The organism is Rhodococcus sp. LMD, from assembly GCF_056108245.1.
Window position 1 is genome coordinate 303,470 of the sequence record NZ_CM148557.1, and the last position, 24,608, is coordinate 328,077.

General features: G+C 69.6%; 17 protein-coding genes. 14 read left to right on the forward strand and 3 right to left on the reverse strand.

Going from position 1 to position 24,608, the window contains the following annotated elements; translation table 11 throughout:
- Positions 1-6: 6 nt before the first annotated feature.
- A complete protein-coding gene (locus ACWPQI_RS01400) occupies positions 7-471 on the reverse strand; it encodes a DUF2231 domain-containing protein (protein WP_040271474.1) in 465 nt (154 codons plus the stop codon).
- Between the two features lie 132 nt (positions 472-603).
- On the opposite strand from ACWPQI_RS01400, the gene ACWPQI_RS01405 reads away from it, so the two are divergent.
- The 14 genes from ACWPQI_RS01405 (at position 604) to ACWPQI_RS01470 (ending at position 22,843) form a co-directional block, all read left to right on the forward strand.
- Complete coding sequence (locus tag ACWPQI_RS01405; RefSeq protein ID WP_064066436.1) at positions 604-1,356, forward strand: MerR family transcriptional regulator; 753 nt, start codon at positions 604-606, stop codon at positions 1,354-1,356.
- Between the two features lie 73 nt (positions 1,357-1,429).
- Positions 1,430-2,650: a UDP-galactopyranose mutase gene (gene glf, locus ACWPQI_RS01410; protein ID WP_040271476.1), complete on the forward strand. Its 1,221-nt coding sequence runs from the start codon at positions 1,430-1,432 to the stop codon at positions 2,648-2,650.
- Positions 2,647-4,563: a glycosyltransferase gene (locus tag ACWPQI_RS01415; protein ID WP_064066435.1), complete on the forward strand. Its 1,917-nt coding sequence runs from the start codon at positions 2,647-2,649 to the stop codon at positions 4,561-4,563. The genes glf and ACWPQI_RS01415 overlap by 4 nt, the downstream gene beginning before the upstream one ends.
- Entirely contained in the window at positions 4,547-5,083 is a 537-nt protein-coding gene (locus tag ACWPQI_RS01420) for a phosphatase PAP2 family protein (RefSeq protein WP_017681171.1), read from the forward strand. The genes ACWPQI_RS01415 and ACWPQI_RS01420 overlap by 17 nt, the downstream gene beginning before the upstream one ends.
- Entirely contained in the window at positions 5,080-5,985 is a 906-nt protein-coding gene (locus ACWPQI_RS01425; protein WP_119699316.1) for a decaprenyl-phosphate phosphoribosyltransferase, read from the forward strand. Before ACWPQI_RS01420 ends, ACWPQI_RS01425 begins: the two co-directional genes overlap by 4 nt.
- 58 nt (positions 5,986-6,043) lie before the next feature.
- Positions 6,044-7,921 (forward strand): arabinofuranosyltransferase AftB family protein, encoded by a 1,878-nt coding sequence (locus tag ACWPQI_RS01430; protein ID WP_474738865.1) that lies wholly within the window; start codon positions 6,044-6,046, stop codon positions 7,919-7,921.
- A gap of 307 nt (positions 7,922-8,228) precedes the next feature.
- Positions 8,229-9,239 (forward strand): alpha/beta hydrolase, encoded by a 1,011-nt coding sequence (locus ACWPQI_RS01435; protein WP_029540191.1) that lies wholly within the window; start codon positions 8,229-8,231, stop codon positions 9,237-9,239.
- Between the two features lie 222 nt (positions 9,240-9,461).
- Complete coding sequence (locus tag ACWPQI_RS01440) at positions 9,462-11,357, forward strand: alpha/beta hydrolase-fold protein (protein ID WP_263623498.1); 1,896 nt, start codon at positions 9,462-9,464, stop codon at positions 11,355-11,357.
- Positions 11,358-11,509: 152 nt separating this feature from the next.
- A complete protein-coding gene (locus tag ACWPQI_RS01445; RefSeq protein WP_010596188.1) occupies positions 11,510-12,061 on the forward strand; it encodes a DUF732 domain-containing protein in 552 nt (183 codons plus the stop codon).
- 11 nt (positions 12,062-12,072) lie between these two features.
- Complete coding sequence (locus ACWPQI_RS01450; protein ID WP_003937156.1) at positions 12,073-13,035, forward strand: cutinase family protein; 963 nt, start codon at positions 12,073-12,075, stop codon at positions 13,033-13,035.
- Positions 13,036-13,185: 150 nt separating this feature from the next.
- Positions 13,186-14,187, forward strand: a complete 1,002-nt coding sequence (locus ACWPQI_RS01455; protein ID WP_064066433.1) for an LLM class F420-dependent oxidoreductase — start codon at positions 13,186-13,188, stop codon at positions 14,185-14,187.
- A 169-nt stretch (positions 14,188-14,356) separates the two neighbouring features.
- Complete coding sequence (gene fadD32, locus ACWPQI_RS01460) at positions 14,357-16,246, forward strand: long-chain-fatty-acid--AMP ligase FadD32 (protein ID WP_040270427.1); 1,890 nt, start codon at positions 14,357-14,359, stop codon at positions 16,244-16,246.
- Positions 16,247-16,296: 50 nt separating this feature from the next.
- Entirely contained in the window at positions 16,297-21,291 is a 4,995-nt protein-coding gene (gene pks13 / locus ACWPQI_RS01465; protein ID WP_119699317.1) for a polyketide synthase Pks13, read from the forward strand.
- A gap of 7 nt (positions 21,292-21,298) precedes the next feature.
- Entirely contained in the window at positions 21,299-22,843 is a 1,545-nt protein-coding gene (locus ACWPQI_RS01470) for an acyl-CoA carboxylase subunit beta (protein WP_010596185.1), read from the forward strand.
- A 74-nt stretch (positions 22,844-22,917) separates the two neighbouring features.
- Here the strand turns inward: ACWPQI_RS01470 and ACWPQI_RS01475 are convergent, their stop codons facing one another.
- A complete protein-coding gene (locus ACWPQI_RS01475) occupies positions 22,918-23,868 on the reverse strand; it encodes a hypothetical protein (protein WP_040270441.1) in 951 nt (316 codons plus the stop codon).
- Positions 23,869-24,046: 178 nt separating this feature from the next.
- Positions 24,047-24,481: a hypothetical protein gene (locus tag ACWPQI_RS01480; protein WP_010596183.1), complete on the reverse strand. Its 435-nt coding sequence runs from the start codon at positions 24,479-24,481 to the stop codon at positions 24,047-24,049.
- Positions 24,482-24,608 lie beyond the last annotated feature (127 nt).

Consider the following 24,608-nt stretch of genomic DNA (forward strand, 5'->3'; position numbering starts at 1 on the left):
CTGTCGCTACGGCAGCCGTCCGGTCCACACGGCCTCGGCGCCGGACTCGCCGACCCGGACGGTCTGCACCGTCGCACCCGCCGCGGCGACGACGGCCAGCACGGCCGCGACGACGATCAGGGCTCGTCGCCCGCCGCCGTCGTCGCGGCCGCGCAGCACGTGCGCACCCGCGAGCAGCATCGTCGCGGCGAACAACAGCGCGACGACGAGGGTCATCGTCTCGCCGAGTTCCTCGTGCGTCTCGATCAGCGGGGACGGGCCCAGGACACCGGCGAGCTGCTCGCCGGTCTCGGCGGTGATCGGGGTCAGGACCAGCGCCGCGGCCGCGAGCACCACGACCGGCCACAGCAGGCGTCGCCGCGCGGCCGGCCACAGCGCGCACAGGACCAGTCCCAGCGACACCAGGGGCACCAGAACGACGACCCCGTGCACGAGCAGGGGGTGGGCGGGCAGTCCGCTGATCAGCGTCATACCGTCTTTCCTTCCGGCCGGAGCATCAGGGAAACCGTAGGCGGGGATCCGGACGAACGGGACCCGAACGCGCTTGACGTTGACGCAGCGTCAAGACGCATCCTGGGGATACCCGACGAGAGAGGCCCGCGAATGAAGGGCGAATGGTCCATCCAGGAACTGGCCCGCGCGGCCGGAGTCACCAGCCGCACGCTGCGTCACTACGGCGACGTCGGCGTGCTCGAGCCCAGCCGCACCGGCCCGGGCGGCATGCGGTTCTACGACGCCGACGCCCTGGTCCGGCTGCAGCGCATCCTGCTGCTGCGTGACCTGGGCCTGAGCCTGCCCGCCATCGCGGAGGTGCTCGAGGGACACCGCGACGCCACCGCGGCGCTGCGCGTGCACCTGGAACTGCTCGAGCACGAGCAGCGGCGGCTGGCCCGGCAGATCGAGTCGGTGCGCACCACCATCCGCAGAACAGAGAGAGGTGAGGAACTGATGGCGGACGAAGTGTTCGACGGGTTCGACCACACGCAGTACCGCGACGAGGTGATCGAACGCTGGGGCGAGGACGCCTACGAGAGCAGCGACCGCTGGTGGCGGGGCATGAGCGACGACGAGCGGGCGGACTGGAAGACCGTCGCCGCCCGCCTGGGCGCGGACTGGACGGCCGCCGCGGCCGCCGGCCTCGACCCCGCCGGCCCGGAAGGACAGGACCTGGCCCGTCGCCACATCGCGTGGCTCGGCAGCATCCCCGGCACCCCCGGGTACGGGGCGCAGCCGAACCGGGACTACGTCCTGGGCCTGGCCGACATGTACGTCGCCGACGAGCGGTTCGCCGCGAACTACGGCGGCCCGGACGGTGCGACGTTCGTCCGGTCTGCCCTGCGGGCCCACCTCGCCTGACCCGTGTGTGTTTCCGGTCGCTCCCGCTACCGGAAACGCGCACGGGCGCGCGGGTCGCCTACCCTGGTCTTCCGTGACCGCTGCACCCTCGCCCCAGCCTGCCACCGGTGAGTACGACCTGATCGTCGTCGGCTCCGGGTTCTTCGGACTGACGATCGCCGAGCGTGCCGCCACGCAACTCGGCAAACGCGTGCTCGTCGTCGAGCGCCGCCACCACCTCGGCGGCAACGCCTACTCCGAGCCCGAACCCGAGACGGGCATCGAGATCCACAAGTACGGTGCCCACCTCTTCCACACCTCCAACAAGCGGGTGTGGGACTACGTGAACCGGTTCACCGACTTCACGAACTACCAGCACCGCGTGTTCGCGATGCACAAGGGCCAGGCCTACCAGTTCCCCATGGGGCTGGGGCTGGTGTCCCAGTTCTTCGGCCGGTACTTCAGCCCGGAGGAAGCCCGGGCCCTGATCAGGGAGCAGGCCGCCGAGATCGACACCGCACAGGCGCAGAACCTCGAGGAGAAGGCCATCTCCCTGATCGGCCGGCCGCTCTACGAGGCGTTCGTGCGCGACTACACCGCCAAGCAGTGGCAGACCGACCCGAAGGAACTGCCCGCCGGCAACATCACCCGGTTGCCGGTCCGCTACACCTTCGACAACCGGTACTTCAACGACACCTACGAGGGCCTGCCCGTCGACGGCTACACCGCGTGGCTCGAGAACATGGCGAAGGACGAGAAGATCGAGGTGCGGCTCGACACCGACTGGTTCGAGGTGCGCGACGAGATCCGCGCCGCGAGCCCCGAGGCCCCGGTGGTCTACACCGGCCCGCTCGACCGCTACTTCGACTACTCCGAGGGCCGGCTCGGCTGGCGCACCCTCGACTTCGAGACCGAGGTGCTGCCCACCGCGGACTTCCAGGGCACCCCGGTGATGAACTACAACGACGCCGACGTGCCCTACACCCGCATCCACGAGTTCCGGCACTTCCACCCCGAGCGGGACAGCTACCCCGCCGACAAGACCGTGATCATGCGCGAGTACTCGCGCTTCGCCGGCAACGACGACGAGCCGTACTACCCGATCAACACCCCGGAGGACCGCGCCAAGCTGACGGCCTACCGGGAGCGGGCCAAGCGGGAGGCCACGGAGAACAAGGTGCTGTTCGGCGGCCGGCTCGGCACCTACCAGTACCTCGACATGCACATGGCCATCGCGAGCGCCCTGAGCATGTTCGACAACGCCCTCGCGCCGTACTTCGAATCGGGCACCCCGCTGGCGGGGGACGCCTCGTGAGCGCCCGGCACCTGCTCGTCGAGCCCGACGCACCCGTGGACGAGCGGCTCGGCAAGGCGCTGCTGCAACGGGTGATCCTGCCGCGTCCGGGTGAACCGCTCGACGTGCGCACCCTCTACCTGGAGGAATCGCCCACCAACGCGCGGCGCGCCCACGCCGTCGGCCGGACGTCGCTGAACATCGGCGCCGAGTCCGAGGTGTCGATGTGCACCTACTTCAACGCCTTCCCGGCGAGCTACTGGCGACGCTGGAGCACCCTCACCTCCGTGGTGCTGCGGCTCGAACTCACCGGGCACGGCCGGGCCGACGTGTACCGCTCGAAGGCCGACTCGAGCCGCATCCACGTCGAGGGCCGCGAGTTCTCCGCCGCGCACGACGCCGCGACGGTCGAGTTCGAGATCGACCTCGGCCCCTTCGAGGACGGCGGCTGGATCTGGTTCGACATCACCACCGACTCCGACGTCACATTGCGCTCGGCGGGGTGGTACGCGCCGGTCGAGGCGCCCGGCGAGGCCTCCGTGGCCGTGGGCATCCCCACCTTCAACCGCCCGACGGACTGCGTGAAGGCCCTCGTCGCCCTCGCCTCCGATCCGCTGGTCCTCGACGTCGTCGACGCCGTGATCATTCCGGACCAGGGCACCCGCAAGGTTCGGGACGAGCCCGGCTTCACCGAGGCGGCGGCCGCGCTCGGCAACCGGCTCGCCATCCACGACCAGGGCAACCTCGGCGGCTCGGGCGGTTACAGCCGCATCATGTACGAGGCGCTGAAGACGACCGACTGCCCGTACATCCTGTTCATGGACGACGACATCGAGCTCGAGCCCGACTCGATCCTGCGCGCTCTCGCGTTGTCCCGGTTCGCCAAGAGCCCGATGCTCGTCGGCGGTCAGATGCTCAACCTCCAGGAACGCAGCCACCTGCACACGATGGGCGAGGTGATCGACCGGGCGAACTTCATGTGGACGGCGGCGCCGAACGTCGAGTACGACCACGACTTCTCCACCAAGCCGCTGCGCGACCGCGAGCAGTCGAAGCTGCTGCACCGGCGCATCGACGTCGACTACAACGGCTGGTGGATGTGCATGATCCCGCGGCAGGTGGCCGAGGAGATCGGTCAGCCGCTGCCGCTGTTCATCAAGTGGGACGACGCCGAGTACGGGCTGCGGGCGCGTGCCGCCGGTTACCCGACCGTCACCATGCCGGGCGTCGCGATCTGGCACATGGCGTGGAGCGACAAGGACGACGCCATCGACTGGCAGGCGTACTTCCACCTGCGCAACCGTCTCGTCGTGGCGGCGCTGCACATGCCGGGCGACGGACGTGGCCTGGTCCTCGACACCGTCAAGGCCACGCTCAAGCACCTGCTGTGCCTCGAGTACTCGACGGTGGCGATCCAGAACAAGGCGATCGAGGACTTCCTGGCCGGCCCGGACCGTCTGTTCGAACTGCTGCCCACCGCGCTCGGGGAGGTGCACGCGCTGCGCAGGCGGTTCTCCGACGCCGTGGTGCTGCCGTCGTCGACCGAGCTGCCGCTGCCGTCGGGTGCCGAGGTCGGGGCGGTCGGCGAGCCGCGCGGCGCCGTCGGCAAGATGGTGCGGCTCGCCAAGGGCCTGGTGCACAACGTGCGGCCGGCGCATCCGGAACACCACGAGCGCCCGCAGCTGAACGTGCCCACCCTCGACGCCCGCTGGTTCCTGCTCTCGCAGGTCGACGGTGTGACCGTGACCACCGCGGACGGGCGCGGCGTCGTCTACCGTAAGCGCGACCCGCGGCAGGCGCAGGCGTTGTTGTCCGAGGCTGTGCGGCTGCGCCGGGAGCTTGCCCGCAGGTTCCCCGAGTTGAAGGACGAGTACCAGGCCGCGGTTCCCGCCCTGACGAGCAAGGAGGAGTGGGAGCGTGTCTTCGAATCGTGAATGGCCGACCACCGAGGCCGAGATCCAGGTGCTGCAGGCCGTGCAGTCCACGGTCGGTTCGCGTCCCGGGGCGCTCGCGGCGGCCCGGGGGTTGTCGCACTTCGGTGAGCACGCCTTCGGCTGGGCGGTGATCGGCGGTGTCGGGGCACTGGTCGACCGCCCGCGCCGGCGCCGCTGGGCCGGTGTCGCGGTCGGCGCCGTCGGTGCGCACGCCGCGTCCATCGTGGTCAAGCGGGTGGTGCGGCGGCCGCGGCCCGTGGACCCCACCGTCCAGGTCAACGTGTCCACGCCGAGCCGGCTCAGCTTCCCGTCCTCGCACGCCACCTCGACGACGGCCGCTGCCGTGCTGCTCGGCCGGCTGACCGGGCTACCCTTACCGGCGGTGTTGGTCCCGCCGATGTTGCTGTCCCGCCTCGTGCTCGGCGTCCACTATCCGACGGACGTGCTGGCGGGGGCTGCGCTCGGCGCCGCGTCCGCCGCGGCCGTCGTGCGGGCCGAGAAGAAGTTTGGAGAGAGATGAGCGAGGAACCGGTAGCCGTCGCGGCACCTCCGAAGAATCTGGCCGAGGGCATCGTCAAGGCGGTCCGCCCCCGGCAGTGGGTGAAGAACGTGCTGGTGCTGGCGGCGCCGCTCGCGGCCGGCTCGGCGACCGAGGTGGACGTCCTGATCCCGGTCGCCCTGGCCTTCGTGGTGTTCTGCATGGCCGCCTCGGGCATCTACCTGGTCAACGACGCGATGGACGTCGAGGCCGACCGCGCCCACCCGACCAAGCGGTTCCGGCCGATCGCCGCCGGCGTGCTGCCGGTGAACCTCGCCTACGGCATGGCGGTGGTCCTGCTGGCCGGCTCGATCGCACTGTCGTTCCTGGCGAACTGGCAGCTCGCGGTGGTGATGGCCGTCTACATCATCGTCCAGCTGGCCTACTGCTTCGGGCTCAAGCACCAGCCGGTGCTGGACATCGCCATCGTCTCGTCCGGGTTCCTCCTCCGCGCGATCGCCGGTGGTGTGGCCGCGGAGATCCTCCTGTCGCAGTGGTTCCTGCTGATCATGGCGTTCGGTTCGCTGTTCATGGCGGCGGGCAAGCGGTACGCGGAGCTGCGTCTCGCGGAGCGGACGGGCGCGAAGATCCGCAAGTCGCTCGAGTACTACACGGGCACCTACCTGCGGTTCGTGTGGACGTTGTCGGCGACGGCGGTCGTCATCTGCTACGGCCTGTGGGCGTTCGAACGCGACCAGGCCAACGACACCAACTGGTTCGCGATCTCGATGGTTCCGTTCGTGATCGCGATCCTGCGGTACGCGGTCGACGTGGACGGCGGGGAGGCCGGCGAACCGGAGGAGATCGCCCTGAAGGACCGGGTGCTGCAACTCCTCGCGGTGGCCTGGATCGGGGCGGTCGGCGGTGCTGTCTACCTCTTCTGACCTCGACGAGGATCTCGGCACCCCGGCCCGCCGGGCCCGGCCGGCCCGTCGGGACGGCATGCGGCCGTGGGTGCCGACCGCGGTGTTCTCCGGTGGAGTCGCGCTGGCGGCCCTGCTGATGTTCTGGGGCGCGTGGGAGCGCCGCTGGATCGCCGACGACGGCCTCATCGTGCTGCGCACCGTGCGCAATCTGCTGGCCGGCAACGGCCCGGTGTTCAACGCCGGCGACCGCGTGGAGGCGAACACGTCCACCCTGTGGACGTATCTCGTGTACGCGATGGGCTGGCTCACCGGGGTGCGGCTCGAGTACGTGGTCCTGGCCACGGCGCTCGTGCTGTCGACCGCGGCGGTGGTGCTGGCGATGCTCGGCACGGGCCGGCTGTACCGGTGGCGGCTGCGGGGCGGCGGCGGCGGCGCCACCTTCCTGCTGGTTCCCGCCGGCATGTTCGTCTACATCGCGGTGCCCCCGGCGCGGGACTTCGCCACCTCCGGCCTCGAGAGCGGGCTGGTGATCTGCTGGATCGCCCTGTTGTGGCTGCTGCTCGTGCGGTGGGCGACGGCGCCGGGGACCCCGTCGGCGCCGTCGGTGCTGGCGACGGCGTTCGTGGCCGGCCTCGGCCCGCTCGTGCGTCCCGAACTGGCACTTCTCGCGCTTCCGGCCCTGCTCATGCTCTTCCTCGCCGCGGGCCTCACGTGGCGGGTGCGGATCGCGATGGTGGCGGTGGCCGGTGCCGTGCCGGTGGCCTATCAGATCTGGCGGATGGGCTACTACGGGCTGCCCTACCCGAACACTGCGGTGGCCAAGGATGCGGGCGGCGCGAAGTGGTCGCAGGGCTTCGAGTATCTCGGGAACCTGGTGAGCCCGTACCTGTTGTGGCTGCCGTTGCTGTTGCTGCTGCTCGGTGCCGCGCTCGCGTGGCGCGACCGGACACCGCTCGCACCGGGTGCGTCGAAACGTGAAATCCGTCACACGGAAGCCTCGTTCGCGGTCCGCGCGCAGCGGGCGTTGCGCACTCCGTCCGCCGTGGTCGTCTTCATGCTCGGCGCCGGGGTGTTGCTCACGCTCTACGCCCTTCGTGTCGGCGGTGATTTCATGCACGGCCGGGTGCTGCTACCGCCGCTGTTCTGTCTGCTCGTTCCCGTCGCCGTGATTCCGTTGCGTGTTCCCACCGAGATCGGCCGCACTCGCACGACGGCCGTCGCGGGTGCGGCAGGCGCGTTGTGGCTCGGTGTGGTGGTGTGGTCGGCGATCGCGGCGAACACCACCGGAATGCCCGAGGGGGCGGTGGTGGGCCGTTCCGGGATCGTCGACGAGCGGGCGTTCTACGCCCTCAACACCGGCCATCTGCATCCCGTCCGGGCCGAGGACTACCTCGACTATCCGCGCATGCGGGCGATGGTCGAGGCGATCTCGAACACCCCCGACGGCGGCCTGCTGCTGCCGACACCGTCGTTCGACGCCTGGGACGTCGTCCCGCCGCCGGAACCGGTCCCGCCGGGCGGTGCCGGCCACACCGTGTACTTCCTCAACCTCGGCATGACCAGCATGAACGTCGGGCTCGACGTGCAGGTGCTCGATCAGATGGGGCTCGCATACCCGTTGGCGGCGCACACCGAGCGGCTCGAGGACGGGCGCATCGGGCACGACAAGCTGCTCTACTCCGACTGGGTCGTCGCCGACACGGGGATGGTGGATGTGCACCCGTGGCTGCCCGCCTACCTGGACGAGGACTGGGTGGCGCAGGCGCAGGTGGCGCTGACGTGTCCGCAGACGCAGGAACTGCTCGCGTCCTCCCGCGCGGAATTGACCTGGCCGCTGTTCAAGCGCAATCTTCGCAATTCGTTCGAATATGCGGACTATCGACTCGACCGGGTGCCGAAATACGAGATCCAGCGCTGCGGCCTCGAGCTTCCGCCCCCACGTGACGGGGGCTGAACGCGGGCGTCCGGGCTGCGAATCACACCGGCGTCGTTTCGTTCCGGGCGGCCCGGAGTAGACCGCCGGAATTATCTCGGTATGATCACAGCCGATAACGGACGAGTAACGCATCGGCAGTGTGGGCCGATATCGAAGCCGACACACGGTTCGTCGACCTGGGTTACCAAGGGTTTGTCAGAGCCCACGGTGTCCTTTACAGTCTTGACCGCAGTGTGACTTGTGACGGCCCGCTCGGTCGTCGCCGCCGGTATCCGACGGGGGACGCGCACGCGGACGCCGCAGATCGAGAAAGAGAGCATTGTTCATGCGTTTTGTCCCGAGGTTGTCGCAGCGCCTCCGCAGGCGCGTGCTCGGCGTGGGCGCCGCAGCCCTCGTTCTGCCGGTTGCCGCCGGCGTCGCCGGAAGCACCGCCGCGCTCGCCGCTCCCGCAGCCGCCACCCCGATCTCGCACCGGGCACCGGCCGGTGGGTTCGAGGAAGTCTTCGTCGACTCCGACATGGGCCCGATCAAGGTGCAGATCCAGTGGGCCGCCCGCGGCGGTGACGCGGCGCTGTACCTGCTCGACGGCCTGCGCGCCCGGGACGACGCGAACGCGTGGAGCTTCGAGACCAACGCGCGCGACCAGTTCGCCAACGACAACGTCACCCTGGTGATGCCGGTCGGCGGCCAGTCGAGCTTCTACACCGACTGGTACGCGCCCAGCAACCTCAACGGCCAGGACGTCACCTACAAGTGGGAGACGTTCCTGACCGAGAACCTGCCGGACTACCTCGCCACCCGCGGCGTCTCCCGCAGCAACAACGGCATCCTGGGCCTGTCGATGGGCGGTAGCGCCGCGCTGACCCTGGCCGCCTACCACCGCGACCAGTTCAAGTTCGCGTCGTCGCTCTCCGGATACCTGAACCTGTCGGCTCCCGGCATGCGTGAGGCCATCCGCGTCGCGATGCTCGACGCCGGCCGCTTCAACGTCGACTCCATGTGGGGCCCGCCGTGGAGCCCGGCCTGGCTGCGCAACGATCCGTTCGTGTTCGCGCCGAAGCTCGCCGGCCTGTCGATGTACATCTCGGCGGCCAGCGGCCTGCCCGGTCAGCACGACAACCCGCAGGGCCTGGTGGGTGTCTACAACACCGCCAACGCCATGGGCCTCGAGGCGCTCGCCCTCGCCCAGACCCGTGCCTTCCAGATCAAGCTGGCCACCCTCGGCATCCAGGCCCGCTTCGACTTCCCGGCGCGCGGCACGCACTCCTGGAAGTACTGGGAAGAGGAGCTGTGGAAGGCTCGTCCCCAGATCCTCGAGGCACTGAACGCCTACTGATCGCGCCGAACCACCCGGCACACACTGACGGTCCGCATGCCGCCCCACGACCCGAGAGGGACGAGGGGCGGCATGCGCCGTTTCCCGGATAGTTGACAAAAACCACAGCCGTCACAGCGCGGCACCCCCACCCGGCGCCCGTTCACGTGTAGAAACAGTCTTCGAGACGCGGGGCCCGGTCGCCCGTCGACGCCCCAGCAACGCAGAAAGTGAGCGATGCCGATGCGAACTGTGCTTGGCGGACGTCGAACCGTGCGCGCCCGGCAGCCGGTGCCGCCCGCACGACGGAGCCGGCGGGTCCTCGGGGCGGTCGCCGCAGCCCTCGTCGCCCCGCTCGTCGCCGGAACCCTCGCCGTCGGTGCCGCGTACGCGGTGCCGGTGGACCGCAGCGAGCCCACCGCCGCGCAGGCCCCGTCCGGGGTGACGGTGCAGCGGGTGGACTGGCTGACCGACCGGCGCGTGGCCCTGTGGGTGAACTCGCCGGCGATGGGCACGCCCATCCAGGTGCAGTTGCTGCTGGCCCGGGACTGGAACATCGAACCGGAAGCGCGGTTCCCCGCCGTCTACATGCTCGACGGCCTGCGCGCCCGCGACGACGAGAACGGCTGGACGATCGAGACGGACGCCGAGGCCTTCTTCGCGGACAAGAACGTCAACGTCGTGCTGCCGGTGGGCGGACAGTCCAGCTTCTACGCCGACTGGGTGGACCAGAACAACGGGCGCAACTACCAGTGGGAGACGTTCCTCACCAAGGAACTTCCCCCGATCCTCGAGGGCAACTGGCGCACCACGAAGGAGCGCGGCGTCGTCGGCCTGTCGATGGGCGGCACCGCCGCGATGTTCCTGCCTGCGCGCAACCCCGGCTTCTTCAAGTTCGCGGGGTCGCTCTCCGGCATCCTGACCACCACGACCCTCGGCATGCCGCAGGCGATCCAGTACGCGATGCAGGACGCCGGCGGCTTCGACTCGTCGGCCATGTGGGGTACCCCCGGCGGCGAGCAGTGGGCCGCCCACGATCCCTACCTGCTCGCGGACAAGCTCGAGGGCGTGAGCCTGTACGTCTCGAGCGGCAGCGGCAGCACCGGACCGTACGACCAGCCGTCGGGTGTCCCGGGCGTGAGCACGAACTATGCCGGCATGGGCCTCGAGATCCTGTCGCGGCTCACCTCGCAGGCGTTCGCCACCAAACTGAACAAGGTCGGCATCCCCGCGCAGGTGGTCTACCGGCCGTCGGGCACCCATTCGTGGCCGTACTGGGAATTCGAGCTGCACCAGCTGTGGCCGCAGCTCGCCAACGCCCTCGGCGTGGAGGTCACGAAGCCGAACTGCAGCGCATCCGGCGCGATCGGCGACGCCGCCGCCCCGTGGATCGGCGACTGCCTCACACCGGAGTACGCCGTCGCGGGCGGGCGCGTCCAGGACTTCCGCTTCGGCCGGATCTTCTCCTCCACCGAGGGCGGCGCCCGCCCGGTGGCGGGTGCCGTCGGCGGGGCCTACCAGGCCGCCGGGGGGCCGGCCGGTCCGCTCGGCTACCCGACCACCGAGGAACGTGGCACCCCCGACGGCCGCGGCCGGTTCAACCACTTCCAGCACGGCTCGATCTACTGGACCCCGCAGACCGGGGCGCACGCCGTGCGCGGCGCCATCCGTGACGAGTGGGCGCGCCAGGGCTGGGAGGGCGGTCCGCTCGGCTACCCGGTGGCCGACGAGGTGGCCACCCCGAACAAGCCCGGAGTGGTGCAGGGCTTCGAGATCGGCGCCCTCTACTGGACCGAGCCGCTCGGCGCCCACGCCGTGCAGGGGATGATCATGGGCAAGTACGCCGAACTCGGCTACGAGAACAGCTGGCTCGGATTCCCGAAGACCAGCGAGATCCCCGTCAAGGACGGCGGCCGGTTCAACGAGTTCGAGGGCGGCAACATCTACTGGAGTCCGCTCAGCGGCGCCTGGTCCGTTCGCAACGGGCCCGTGTTCGACGCGTGGAAGAGCGCCGGCTACGAGAACGGTCGACTCGGCTTCCCCATCGGCGACGAGTTCCCCATCCCCGGCGGTGTCCAGCAGAACTTCCAGGGCGGATTCGTCACGGTGGTCGACAACGTGGCCACCGTCCGCCCCTAGGATCGTCACCCGCAGTTCCGGTGCCGCCGCGGCGGCCCGCAACCACCGGATCGGGCGGTGACCGCGACGCACGGGTCGCGGTCACCGCCCGGTTCGCATCTGTAGCCTGGGCACTGCCCATTTCCGACGATTGGATGCGAGGACACCACCACATGCCTGCACGGACCCGTTCGAGCCTGACCCGCGTCCTGGGCGCCGGCGCCGCGGCGCTCGCCGCCACCGCCCTCCTGGGCGCCTGCGGAAGCGACGATTCCACGGCGACGAACACCCCGTCGACGTCCGTGTCGGCGACCACCTCGACATCCGCCGCCGAGACCACCGCCGCCAAGGCGACGACGACCGCTCCCGAGGGCGCGGCCACCACCAGTCCGGGCGAGGCCGCCACCGCACCCCCGGCGCAGCCGGAGACCGAACCCGGATTCCCGGGCCCGGCCGAGGTGCCGGTGGACGACCGCGGCCAGGCGTTCCTGGACGGGTTGCGCGAGCGGGGCGTGGAACCCGCCGCCGACGGCAGTATCGCCATCAACACGGCCAACTACATCTGCGCCGCGACCGCACAGGGCAGCTCGCCCGAGGAGATCAAGACGATCGTCACCGCCGCAGTGGGCAGCGAGGCCACGGCCGCCGGCAAGGAGATCTCCGACGCCGACGCCGCGACGACCGCCGACGTCTACATCACCGTCGCCCGCGACACCTTCTGCTAGGAGCAGCAACCATGACGGCCCGAGCGAAGCAACGACGCCGGAGGCGGGGAATCCTCGTACTCGGGATCCTGGTCGTCCTGGCGGCCGTGCTCGCGATGTGGTACATCCTCGCGGGCCGGCTCCCGGTGCCGGGGCCGCCGGGGCCGCTCGGGCCCGAGAAGCCCCAGGCGCAGCCGGCCTCGTGCCCCGACGTCCAGGTGGTGGCGGTGCCGGGCACGTGGGAGTCGGCCGCCTGGGACGATCCGTACAACCCGACGTTCAATCCGCTCTCGCTGATGCTGAACGTCACGCGTCCGCTGCAGGAGCGCTTCGACGCGCAGCGTGCCGATGTGTACACCGTTCCGTACGTGGCCCAGTTCTCGAATCCGGTGGCGCTCCCGCCGGACGGTCAGCAGTCCTACAACAACAGCCGCACGGCCGGCACCGCGGCGACCGAGGACATCCTCGAGCGACGGTTCGCCGAGTGCCCGCTGACCAATTACGTGCTGACCGGATTCTCGCAGGGCGCGGTCATCGCGGGTGACGTCGCGTCGCGCATCGGTGCCGGTGACGGGCCTGTTCCGGCGGACCGCGTGCTCGGGGTGGCGCTCATCGCCGACGGCCGTCGCGATCCGGGGACGGTCGAGACGATCGGGCCGCCCGTCGCGGGTGTCGGCGCCGAGCTGTCGCTGAACGGATTGCGTCTGCCGGGGATCACCATGACCGGCGCGCGGCCGGGTGGATTCGGCGAGCTCGAGGACAAGGTGGTGGACATCTGTGCACCGACGGACGGGATCTGCGACGCCCCGCCGAATGCGCTCAATCCCGGCAACTGGCTCGCCAGCGCGCCGCGGTTGCTCGAGTACATGAACAACCCCGTGCACGCGCTGTACAACACCTTCGTCGTGGACGATTCGGGTACGACGGCGACGCAGTGGGTGGCGAACTGGGCGAGCGAGAAGATCGAGGAGGCGCCGACCCCTCCCGAGGAGTGATCACTCCTCGTTGTTACCGGCCGGTAGTGTCGGGGATCACCACCCGATACACTCACTGGTCGGTCGGCGCTTAGACTCGACCTTCGGTCACGACCCGGGAAGTCCTTCCGGGGCGTGACGCGCGACCACTGCCACACGAGAAGAGGTTCGATGAGCGCCACCGACGGCTCGGCTGTCACGCAACCGCGGAAGTTCCGTTTCGCCGCGGGTGGCGAGGGCAATGCCGAGGAGGGCGGTGCCCGGCGCTTCGTCGAGCTGGCGCGCAAGGCGGAGGAGCTCGGCTACGACAGCTTCATGATCCCGGACCACCTGGGCAACCAGGTCGGACCCATGGCCGCCCTCGGTGCGCTCGCCGTCGCCACCGACAAGATCCGCCTCGGCACCGCCGTCCTCGCGAACGGCTTCCGGCATCCCGCGATCCTGGCCAAGGACGCCGCGACCGTCGACGTCCTTTCGGGTGGCCGGCTCGAGCTCGGGATCGGCGCAGGGTGGATGAAGGAGGAGTTCGACAAGGCGGGCATCGCCTACGAACGTCCCGGCGTCCGGATCGAGAAGCTCGAGGAGAGCCTGCAGATTCTGGACGTGCTCCTGCGGGGCCGGGAATGCAACTTCGAGGGCAAGCACTACCGCATCGACGGCCTCAAGGGCAGTCCGCGCCCGCGGCAGGGCCCGCGTCCGCCCATCGCGGTCGGCGGCGGGGGACCGAAGATGCTCGCGCTGGCGGCGAAGTACGCCGACATCATCTCGGTGGCCACCCCCACGAATCGGGACGGCCGTTTGTTGCTGTCGGGGATCACGATGGGCAAGACTGTGGAGCGGGTGGACGTGATCCGTCGCGCAGCGGGGGATCGGTTCGATGACATCGAGCTGAACTGGACCATCACGATGATTCTCGTCACGGATGATCGGGAGCAGACTGCCGAGATGGCGCTGGCTGCCCTCGACCAGGGCTTCCCCCCGAACATCGAGGTGGACGTCCGGCTCACCGTGGACGAGATCCTCGAATCGCCGTATCTCGCAATCGGTTCCTACGAGGAGATCGCCGAACAGATCCGTAACGTGCGGGCGAAGACGGGGATGTCCTATGTGGGGGTCTTCCCCACCCAGATGGAGGCGTTCGCACCGGTGATTCCGCTGTTGGCGGGGGAATGACCGATGCGGATCTGTAACATAATCGTGATTTCGGATCGATGGACAGATTCGTGAGATGCACCGCCGGATGCTGTTGAGCTGTACAGGTACGACGATCCGCTAGCGCGAGGACAAGGACGGGGCGCAACCATGTCGAGTGGTTGTGGGATCGCTTCGACAGGGAGAAGGAATGAGCGTCGGGTTCGAAGAGTTCATCGATGAGAACGGACAGATCGTGTTGCCCGAGGGCAACACTCTGCTCGACCACCTCGAGCAGCATTTCGCCGAGAACGGCGACGATCTTGCGTACCGTTACATCGATTACTCGCGGGAACGTGACGGCGAGGTCCACGAGCTGACCTGGCAGCAGTTCGGGGTACGTCTGCGCGCGATCGCGGCCCGGCTGCAGCAGGTCACCGAGCCCGGCGACCGCGTCGCGATCCTTGCCCCGCAGGGCCTGGACTACGTCGTCTCCTTCTTTGCGGCCATCTATGCCGGCACCATCGCCGTCCCGCTGTTCGATCCCGACGAGCCCGGCCACACCGACCGGCTGCATGCCGTCCTCGGCGACTGCACACCCAGCGCCATCCTCACCGCCACCACCTCCGCGGCCGGGGTCCGGCAGTTCTTCCGGCCGCTGCCCGCCGCGCAGCGCCCCCGCATCATCGCGGTCGACGCGATCCCCGACACCGTCGCCGACTCGTGGACGCGACCCCGGATCGGCACCGACGACATCGCCTACCTGCAGTACACCTCCGGATCGACCCGCGTGCCCGCGGGCGTCGAGATCACCCACCGCGGTGTCCTCACCAACTGCATCCAGATGGCCGACTCCATCGAACTCAACGAGGGTTCGCGCGGTGTGACGTGGCTGCCGCTGTTCCACGACATGGGCCTGCTCACGATCATCCTGCCCGCGATCGGCGGCAAGTACATCACCATCATGAGCCCGCGCGCCTTCGTGCAGCGGCCGGGCCGGTGGATCAAGGAACTCGCCGCCGTCTCCGACGGCGCCGGCACGTTCGCCGCCGCGCCGAACTTCGCGTTCGAGCACGCGGCCGCGCGAGGACTGCCGAAGCCGGGTGAGACCCTCGACCTGAGCAACGTGATCGGCCTGATCAACGGCAGCGAGCCGGTGACCACGTCCTCGATGCGCAAGTTCAACGAGGCGTTCGCGCCGTACGGCCTGCCCAAGACCGCGATCAAGCCGTCGTACGGCATGGCGGAGGCGACGCTGTTCGTCTCGTCCACCCGGCACACCGACGAGGCCAAGGTCATCTACGTCGACCGCGACCAGCTGGGCGCCGGCCGCATCGTCAAGGTCGACAAGGAGGCGCCGAACGCCATCGCGCAGGTCTCCTGCGGATACGTCGCGCGCAGCCAGTGGGCCGCGATCGTCGACGCCGAGACCGCCACCGAGGTGCCGGACGAGCACGTCGGGGAGATCTGGCTGCACGGCGAGAACATCGGCATCGGGTACTGGGGACGCACTCAGGAGACCGCGGAGACCTTCCGCAACACGATCGCCGACCGCCTGACCGTCGGCAGCCACGCCGAGGGCACGCCGGCCGACGCGCACTGGCTGCGCACCGGCGACTACGGCGTGTACGTCGACGGCGAGCTGTACATCACCGGCCGCGTCAAGGACCTGGTCATCGTGGACGGACGTAACCACTACCCGCAGGACCTGGAGTTCTCGGCGCAGGAGGCCAGCTCCGCGCTGCGCCCCGGCTTCGTGGCCGCCTTCGCCGTGCCGGCCAACCAGCTGCCGCAGGTGGTGTTCGAGAACTCGCACTCGGGCCTGCAGTTCGACCCCGACGACGCCTCGGAGCAGCTGGTCATCGTCGCCGAGCGGGCGCCGGGCGCGGGCAAGGCGGATCCGCAGCCGGTTGCGGACACCGTGCGGGCGGCGATCTCGGCACGGCACGGTGTGACCGCACGCGACGTCCTGCTCGTTCCGGCCGGGTCGATCCCGCGCACGTCGAGTGGCAAGATCGCGCGGCGCGCGTGCAAGGCCGCGTACATCGAGGGAACCCTGCGCGGCGGTTACACGCAGCAGGCCTTCCCCGATAGCGTTTAAACATTGTTCTCTTTCCCGGGTAGCGTGGTGGGTTGATGGCTGACACTGAAATGACCGTCGCGCAGCTGCGCGAATGGCTGCGAAACTGGATCGCCGAGGCCACCGGGCAACCGGTGGCACAGATCTCCGACGATCGCCCGATGGAGGAGTTCGGTCTCTCGTCCCGCGACGCCGTCGCGCTGAGCGGCGAGATCGAGGAACTGCTCGGCGTCACCCTCACCGCGACGATCGCGTACCAGCACCCGACCATCGCGTCGCTGGCCACGCGCATCATCGAGGGCGAGCCCGAGCTCCCGGAGGGGGACGACAGCGCCTTCTACGCCGCCGGTCCGGCCGGCCGGGCACACGACATCGCGATCGTCGGTCTCGCCACGCGGCTGCCCGGGCACGTGAGCACCCCCGCCGAGATGTGGCAGCTGCTCGCACAGGGCCGCGACGGGATCACCGACCTCCCCGAGGGACGGTGGTCCGAATTCGCCGACGACCCGCAGATCTCGTCCGCCATCGCCGCGGCCAACACCCGCGGCGGGTATCTCGACGACGTCAAGGGCTTCGACGCCGAGTTCTTCGCGATGTCGCCGCGCGAGGTCGAGATGGTCGATCCGCAGCAGCGCCTCGCCCTCGAACTGACCTGGGAGGCGCTCGAGCACGCCCACATTCCGGCCAGCGACCTCAAGGGCCGCCCGGTCGGCGTGTTCATCGGCAGCTCCGCCAACGACTACCAGCTCCTCGCGGTGAGCGACCCGTCCGCCGCGCATCCGTACGCGCTGACCGGCACGGCCACGTCCATCGTCGCCAACCGGGTCTCGTACTTCTTCGACTTCCGCGGACCGTCCGTCGCCCTGGACACCGCGTGCTCGTCGTCGCTCGTGGCCGTGCACCAGGCGGTGCGGGCCCTGCGCGACGGCGACGCCGACGTGGCGCTGGCCGGCGGCGTGAACATGCTCGTCGCGCCCGCCGCGACCCTCGGCTTCGACCAGCTCGGCGTGCAGGCCCCCGACGGCCGCATCAAGGCCTTCTCGGCCGACGCCGACGGCATGGTCCGCGCCGAGGGCGGCGGCCTCGTCGTGCTCAAGCGGCTCGAGGACGCCGAGCGTGACGGCGACACCGTGCTCGCCGTCATCGCCGGTTCCGCCGTCAACCAGGACGGCCGCTCCAACGGGCTGGCGGCGCCGAACCCCGAGGCCCAGGTCGACGTGCTGCGCCGCGCCTACCGGGACGCGCGCATCCTGCCGTCCGGCGTCGACTACGTCGAGGCCCACGGCACCGGAACCGTGCTCGGCGACCCGATCGAGGCGGACGCCCTCGGCCGTGTCGTCGGCCGTGGACGCGACGCCGACAAGCCGGTGCTGCTGGGCTCGGCGAAGACCAACTTCGGCCACCTCGAGGCGGCCGCCGGCGCGGCGGGCCTGATCAAGGTGGTCCTCGCGATGCAGGAGAACCACCTGCCGGCGACGCTGAACTACACGGCGCCGAACCCGTACATCCCGTTCGAGCAGGCCCGCCTGAAGGTCATCCCCGAGGGCGCCGAGTGGCCGCGCTACACCGGCAAGGCGATCGCCGGCGTCTCCGGGTTCGGCTTCGGCGGCACCAACGCCCACGTCGTGGTCCGCGAGTACACCGGCCCCGAAGCGGCGCCGGCCGGGCCGGACGAGGCGCCCGTGGCAGAGCCGAGCGAAGGTGTCGTTCCGTCGGCTGAAGGAGCTGAGGGGCACATTCGCTCGGACGAGAACGCCGAGCGCCCGGTGCTGCTCGCGGTGTCCGCGGCGATGCCGTCGCGCCGTCGCCGGGCCGCCGCCGACCTCGCCGACTGGCTCGAGACGGAGGCGGGCAGCACCACGCCGCTCGCCGACGTCGCCCGCACCCTTTCCCGCCGCAACCACGGCCGCTCGCGCGCCGTCGTGATCGCGACGACCCGCGCCGAGGCCATCGCCGGGCTGCGCGCCGTCGCCGCCGGAAAGCCCGCCCAGGGCGTGTTCTCCGCCGACGCCCCCGCCGCCAACGGGCCGGTGTGGGTGCTGTCCGGGTTCGGATCGCAGCACCGCAAGATGGCCAAGCAGCTGTACCTCGAGAACGCGGTGTTCGCGGCGGCCGTCGACGAGATCGACGAGCTGATCGAGGACGAGGCCGGCTACTCCATGAAGGAGAAGTTCCTCGACGACGCCCAGGACTACGACGTCGAGACCTCGCAGGTCGGCATCTTCACCATCCAGGTCGCCCTCGCGAAGCTGCTGCGTCACCACGGCGCCGAGCCGTCCGCCGTCGTCGGCCACTCCATGGGTGAGGCCGCCGCGGCATACATCTCGGGTGGGCTGTCGCTCGAGGACGCCGTCCGCGTCATCTGCGCGCGCTCGCGCCTGATGGGCGAGGCCGAGGCGCTGCTCGAGGGCGACGACATCCGGCTCATGGCGCTCGTCGAGTACAGTGCCGCGGAGATCGAGCAGGTCCTCACCGACTACCCGCACCTCGAGGTCTGCGTCTACGCCGCGCCGACGCACACCGTCATCGGCGGCCCGCAGGACGAGGTCAACGCGATCGTCGCGCGGGCGGAGTCGGAGGAGAAGCTCGCCCGCGTGCTGCAGACCAAGGGCGCCAGCCACACCTCGCAGGTGGATCCGCTCCTCGGCGAGCTCGCCGCCGAACTCGCCGGCATCGAGCCGCGCCGGTTGAAGGTCGACGTGTACTCGTCGGTCGACCAGGACACCCACTACCGCGCCGGGCACGAGGGCATCCACCAGGTCGAGTACTGGACCAAGGGTCTGCGGCACAGCGTCTACTTCACCAATGCGGTCAAGCTGGCCGTCACCGACGGGCACACCACCTTCGTCGAGCTGGCCCCCAATCCGGTCGCGCTGATGTCCGTGGCCGCGACGGCGTACGCGGCCGGGGTCATCGACACCCAGCTGATCCAGACCCTCAAGCGCAAGGAGGACGAGCCGCTGGGCGTGCTCACCGCCCTCGCTCAGCTGTACGTGCACGGCCACACCGTGGACCTGCACAGCCTGCTCCCGGCCGGCGCGTACGCCGATCTGCCGCGGACGGTGTTCCTGCGCAAGCCGTTCTGGCTCGAGACCCGCATCGGGACCGGCGGCAGTGCCCGCGTGCCCGGCGCGCACGTCGCGCTGCCCGACGGCCGGCACGTGTGGGAGGTGCGCGCCGACGCGGTCACCGACCTCGGTGAACTCGCCGTCGCCGCCGCGTCGCAGGTGCTCGCCGACGTCACCCTCACCGCGTCCGTGCCGTACGGTGACGTCCCCGCCACCGGCACCCTCACCACCACGCTGACCCGGCACCTCGGTGGCGCGTCGCTGCACGTGCACGGCCGGGACGCGGCGGACGGCGAGTTCCGGTTGCTGTTCGACGCGGTCGTCGCCTCCGGTGACGCGCTGCCGGCTCCCACGCCCGCGCCGGCCGAGCGCTCCACCGGGCCGGTCGAGACGCTGCCCGAGGTGGTGGAGAGCTTCGGCGACAAGTGGAATCCGAACGGGTCGCAGACCCTCGAGGATCGGCTGGCGCTGATCGTCGCCGAATCGATGGGGTACGCACCCGAGGATCTGCCCGTCGAGATTCCGCTGATCGAGCTGGGGCTGGACTCGCTCATGGCGGTGCGGATCAAGAACCGCGTCGAGTACGAGTTCGACATCCCGCAGCTGCAGCTCGCCGCGGTGAAGGACGCCAGCCTGCGCGACGTCGCGAAGTACCTGCGGTACGCCGTGGAGAACCGCGAGGAGGTCGCCGCGCTCGCCGCCCAGCAGGCCGCCGACCGCGACACTGCCGCTCGGGAGGACGCGTCGCTCGAGCTGCCGGCGGTCTCGCCGGTGGAGGACACCGGGGTGGTGCACGAGGCGGAGGCGATCCTCGAGGCCGCAGAGGCCGCAGAGGCAGGCAAGAGCGGTGAGACCGCTGCGAGCACCGAAGCGGACAAGGCCACCGACGTCACCGACCGGCAGGCGGTCGCGGAGGCATCCGGCACCGACGTGCCGCCGCGCGACGCCGCCGAGCGGCTCACGTTCGCGACGTGGGCCGTGATCACCGGGCAGTCGGCGAAGGGCATCTTCAACACCCTGCCGATCCTCGACGACGAGACGGCCGAGCGCCTCGCCGCCCGGCTGACCGAGCGGGCGAACGGCGAGATCACCGTGGACGACGTGCTCGACGCCGAGACCATCGAGCAGCTCGCCGAGAGCGTGCGCCGGCACCTCGAATCGGCGGATCGCATCGACGGTCTCGTCCGTACGCTGCGCCCGCGGCCCGAGGGCTCGGACGCCGTGCCGGTGTTCGTGTTCCACCCCGCCGGCGGATCCACCGTCGTGTACGAGCCGCTCCTGCGCCGGTTGCCCGAGGGCACCCCGATGTACGGCTTCGAACGCACCGAGGGCCCGATCGAGCAGCGTGCCCAGGAGTACCTCCCGCAGATCAAGGAGATCCAGGGCGACGGTCCGTATGTGCTGTACGGCTGGTCGCTGGGCGGTGTGCTCGCCTACGCGGTCGCCCGGCTGCTGCGCGCGGAGGGCAAGGACGTGCGGCTCGTCGGCCTCATCGACACGGTGATGGCCGGGCAGAAGGTCGAGGACACCCCCGAGGAGATCACCGCCCGCTGGCAGCGGTACGCGCAGTTCGCGAAGAAGACCTACGGGGTCGACGCTCCGCTGCCGTACGACAAGCTCGCCGCGACGGACGACGAGGGCCAGGTGCGCATCCTCATGGACCTGCTCAAGATGAGCGGCACGAGGATCCCCGGCGGCATCATCGAGCACCAGCGCACGTCGTGGCTGGACAACCGGGCCATCCAGACGGCGAAGCTCGAGCCGTACGACGGCGACGTGGTGCTGTACATGGCGGACCGCTACCACGACGACGCCATCGAACTCGAGCCCGCATTCGGGACCAGGCAGCCCGACGGTGGCTGGGGTGAGTCGGTCCGTAATCTGGAGGTCATCCGTGTCGGCGGCGATCACCTCCAGGTGGTCGACGAGCCGTACATCGGGAAGGTGGGGGCCGACCTGACACGCAAGCTGGCCGACATCGAGGCCACGAGGAGCTGATCGAGTAGTGACCACGACGACGGCCGAGAAGCTGGCCGAGCTGCGCAAGAATCTCGAGATCGCCAAGGAGCCGGCCGGGGAGGCCGCGGTGGCCAAACGCGCCGCCAAGGGCATCCCCAGTGCGCGACAGCGCATCGACATGCTGCTCGACCCGGGCAGCTTCGTCGAGATCGGGGCGCTCATGAAGACGCCCGGCCGTGACGACGCGCTCTACGGTGACGGCGTCGTCGTCGGTCACGGCACCGTCGACGGCCGGCCCGTCGCGGTGTTCTCGCACGATCAGACCGTGTTCGGTGGCAGCGTCGGCGAGATGTTCGGCCGCAAGGTCGCCGCGATCCTCGACTTCGCGCTGAAGATCGGCTGCCCGGTGGTCGGCATCAACGACTCCGGCGGTGCCCGGGTGCAGGACGCGGTGACGTCGCTGGCGTGGTACGCGGAACTGGGCAAGCGGCACGAGCCGCTGTCGGGGTTGTGCCCGCAGGTGTCGATCATCCTGGGCAAGTGCGCCGGGGGTGCCGTGTACGCGCCCATCAACACCGACGTGGTCGTCGCCACCGAAGAGGCGTACATGTTCGTCACGGGCCCGGACGTCATCAAGTCCGTCACCGGGGAGGACGTCAGCCTCGACGAACTCGGCAGCGCCCGTAAGCAGGCCGAGTACGGCAACGTGCACCACGTCGCGCCGGACGAGAAGGCCGCGTTCGAGTGGGCCCGCAAGTACCTGAGCTACATGCCGTCGAACGCGCAGGAGAAGCCCCCGGTGATCAATCCGGGCCTCGAACCGGAGATCACGCCGGACGATCTCGAGCTCGACACGTTCATGCCCGACGCCGACAACTCCGGCTACGACATGCACGACGTCCTGCTCAAGATCTTCGACGACGGCGACTTCTTCGAGATCCGCTCGCAGGTCGCCCCGAACATCATCACCGGCTTCGCCCGCGTCGACGGCCGGCCCGTCGGGGTGGTGGCGAACCAGCCGCTGTACCTGTCCGGGGCGCTCGACGCGGCGAGTTCGGACAAGGCCGCGCATTTCGTGCGGGTGTGCGACGCGTACGACATTCCGCTGGTGTTCGTCGTCGACACCCCCGGCTTCCTGCCGGGTGTGGAGCAGGAGAAGATCGGGGTCATCAAGCGCGGCGGCCGGTTCCTGTTCTCGTTCGTCGAGGCGTCGGTGCCGAAGGTGACCGTGGTGGTACGCAAGTCCTACGGCGGTGGCTACGCGGTGATGGGCTCCAAGCAGCTCGGCGCGGATGTGAACTTCGCGTGGCCCACGGCGCGGATCGCGGTGATGGGCGCCGAGAGTGCGGTAGCGGTCATCGGCCGTCGCCAGATCGAGGCGGCCGGCGAGAACGCTCCGGCGGTCCGTCAGCAGCTGATCAACTTCTACAACGAGCACATCGCGACGCCGTACATCGCGGCCGAGCGCGGCTACATCGATGCGGTGATCGAGCCGCACAAGACGCGTCTGGAGATCCGCAAGGCGCTGACGTTGCTGCGCGACAAGAAGGTGTTCAAGAATCCGCGCAAGCATCACTTGCTTCCGCTCTAGCCCTTCTGGTGGGCCGAATGTCACATTGCGTCGATCGTATCGACGCAATGTGACATTCGGTTCACCTCGCGGGGCTACCGAACCCGTACGTCGGGTCGTGGACGTTCGAGACCCTGCCGGTAGGCCGCCGCAAGATCGGCGAGCACGATCGCCGGTTCGTGCCGGATCTGTCTGGGCAGATGGGTGACGACGATGATCCCGTGCCGCTGCATGACCGCCCGGCGCCGCATCGTTGCCTCGTGGTCTCTTGCGCTGAGATGATGTGCGAACGAGTCGATCTCCCACGCCAGTGCCACGGCATCGAGCCAGCCGTCCGGACGGGCGATCCAAGTTCCGTTCGAGTCCTCGACCTCCCGGTTGTGCACCATCGGGGGAAGACCCGAGGTGGAGTACAGCTTCTGGGCCTCGATCTCGGCGACCGAATGCGCGTCGTCGACCAGTTCCTGGATCACCTTGCGCGGCACTGCGGTTCCTCGACTGCTGCCCTCTGCAAGTTCGCGTGCCAGGTGGTCCACGGTGACATCGCCGCGTTGGAGCGCGGCGGCGAACAAGGCGCGGCAGTCGTCCGTTCGTGACGTCCGCCGTCCGGCATCGAGCAGGCTGCGCGCGACGGGTGCGATCCGCAGTGTGCCCTTGCGTACGGGTTCGGGTACACGCCAGCTGCGTTCGACGGTGACGAACGAGAAGTTCCTGCGATGCCGATTCTGCGGGATGAGCAGCAGGATGTCGCTCTTCGTCGCCGAGGGGGCGTATCCGTGCACGCCGAGCGCGGCGTGGCCCGAGATGACGGCCTCGTCGCCTCCGTACATCTGCGCTGCCGTCTGTCTGTGCAGTTGCGTGAGCGGGCCGCTGTGCAGCGCAACGACACCGGGCAGAATCCGCTGCCACGGACCACCCTTCCGGCAACGACCGGAGATGGTGCTGCTGCTCATCCCGCATCCCAACAGTGTCGAGGTGCGGATGATGCCGTTGACACTCAGCCCGACGAGCTGTTCGACGTCGTCCCCCCACGTTCCGCGTCTCATGCCGCCCATGATCACCGGGAAATGCCGCGCTCGAGGGTGCAACGGGAGGGTGGGCGAAATCTGTGGATGAACGGTGAGGTTGTGGACTACCCGTCGCGGGCGGACCGAGGCGGACCGACGGACCGAATGTCACATGGGTTCGATGCAATCGAAGCGATGTGACATTCGGTCCGGACGGTCAGGGGACGACCCAGGTCCCGACTCCCGGCAGGTACGTGAAGCCGTTCGGGACGGTGACGGTGGCGACGATTCGGCCGGAGCCGGTCTCGGCGCGGGGCGTACCGGTCATTCCTCCGCCGAGCACCGGCCGGGACGGGAGTTCGTTGGTTCCGCTGGCCCCGGTGGTGATGTTGGTCCAGGAGATCTTGCAGTAGCACCACATGCTGCCGCCGAACCAGCTGATGCCGGGCTCGTCGGGGTCGACGCGCACCGTGACCGCCTCGTTCACCAAGGCTCCGCCGTAACCGAACGAGCCGGACTCGCCCGATCCGATGACACGCGTGAGCGTGGTGGCATTTTCGGGAGCGGCGACGGCTACCGGGGCAGTCGCCACTCCGGCGCCGAGAACCGCGGCGGTAACCGCCGCGAGTCCGAATGCACGCTTCTTCGACATACAGTTCCTTCCGTAGCCGGCCCACCCCCGCTGGCCCGATGAACAGTTCGCGATCGAGCAGAATCGAACATTCGTGACATCGCGCCCGAAACGGACGACGTTACCGGCGGCGCGACTGGCCGAATGT

Coding starts and splice junctions, on each gene's coding strand:
- ACWPQI_RS01405 (WP_064066436.1), top strand. CDS start 604: ATGAAGGGCGAATGGTCCATCCAGGAACTGGCCCGCGCGGCCGGAGTC.
- fadD32 (WP_040270427.1), top strand. CDS start 14,357: ATGAGCGTCGGGTTCGAAGAGTTCATCGATGAGAACGGACAGATCGTG.
- ACWPQI_RS01475 (WP_040270441.1), bottom strand. CDS start 23,868: ATGAGACGCGGAACGTGGGGGGACGACGTCGAACAGCTCGTCGGGCTG.
- ACWPQI_RS01435 (WP_029540191.1), top strand. CDS start 8,229: ATGCGTTTTGTCCCGAGGTTGTCGCAGCGCCTCCGCAGGCGCGTGCTC.
- ACWPQI_RS01430 (WP_474738865.1), top strand. CDS start 6,044: ATGCGGCCGTGGGTGCCGACCGCGGTGTTCTCCGGTGGAGTCGCGCTG.
- ACWPQI_RS01440 (WP_263623498.1), top strand. CDS start 9,462: ATGCGAACTGTGCTTGGCGGACGTCGAACCGTGCGCGCCCGGCAGCCG.
- ACWPQI_RS01445 (WP_010596188.1), top strand. CDS start 11,510: ATGCCTGCACGGACCCGTTCGAGCCTGACCCGCGTCCTGGGCGCCGGC.
- ACWPQI_RS01450 (WP_003937156.1), top strand. CDS start 12,073: ATGACGGCCCGAGCGAAGCAACGACGCCGGAGGCGGGGAATCCTCGTA.
- ACWPQI_RS01455 (WP_064066433.1), top strand. CDS start 13,186: ATGAGCGCCACCGACGGCTCGGCTGTCACGCAACCGCGGAAGTTCCGT.
- ACWPQI_RS01480 (WP_010596183.1), bottom strand. CDS start 24,481: ATGTCGAAGAAGCGTGCATTCGGACTCGCGGCGGTTACCGCCGCGGTT.
- ACWPQI_RS01400 (WP_040271474.1), bottom strand. CDS start 471: ATGACGCTGATCAGCGGACTGCCCGCCCACCCCCTGCTCGTGCACGGG.
- pks13 (WP_119699317.1), top strand. CDS start 16,297: ATGACCGTCGCGCAGCTGCGCGAATGGCTGCGAAACTGGATCGCCGAG.
- ACWPQI_RS01425 (WP_119699316.1), top strand. CDS start 5,080: ATGAGCGAGGAACCGGTAGCCGTCGCGGCACCTCCGAAGAATCTGGCC.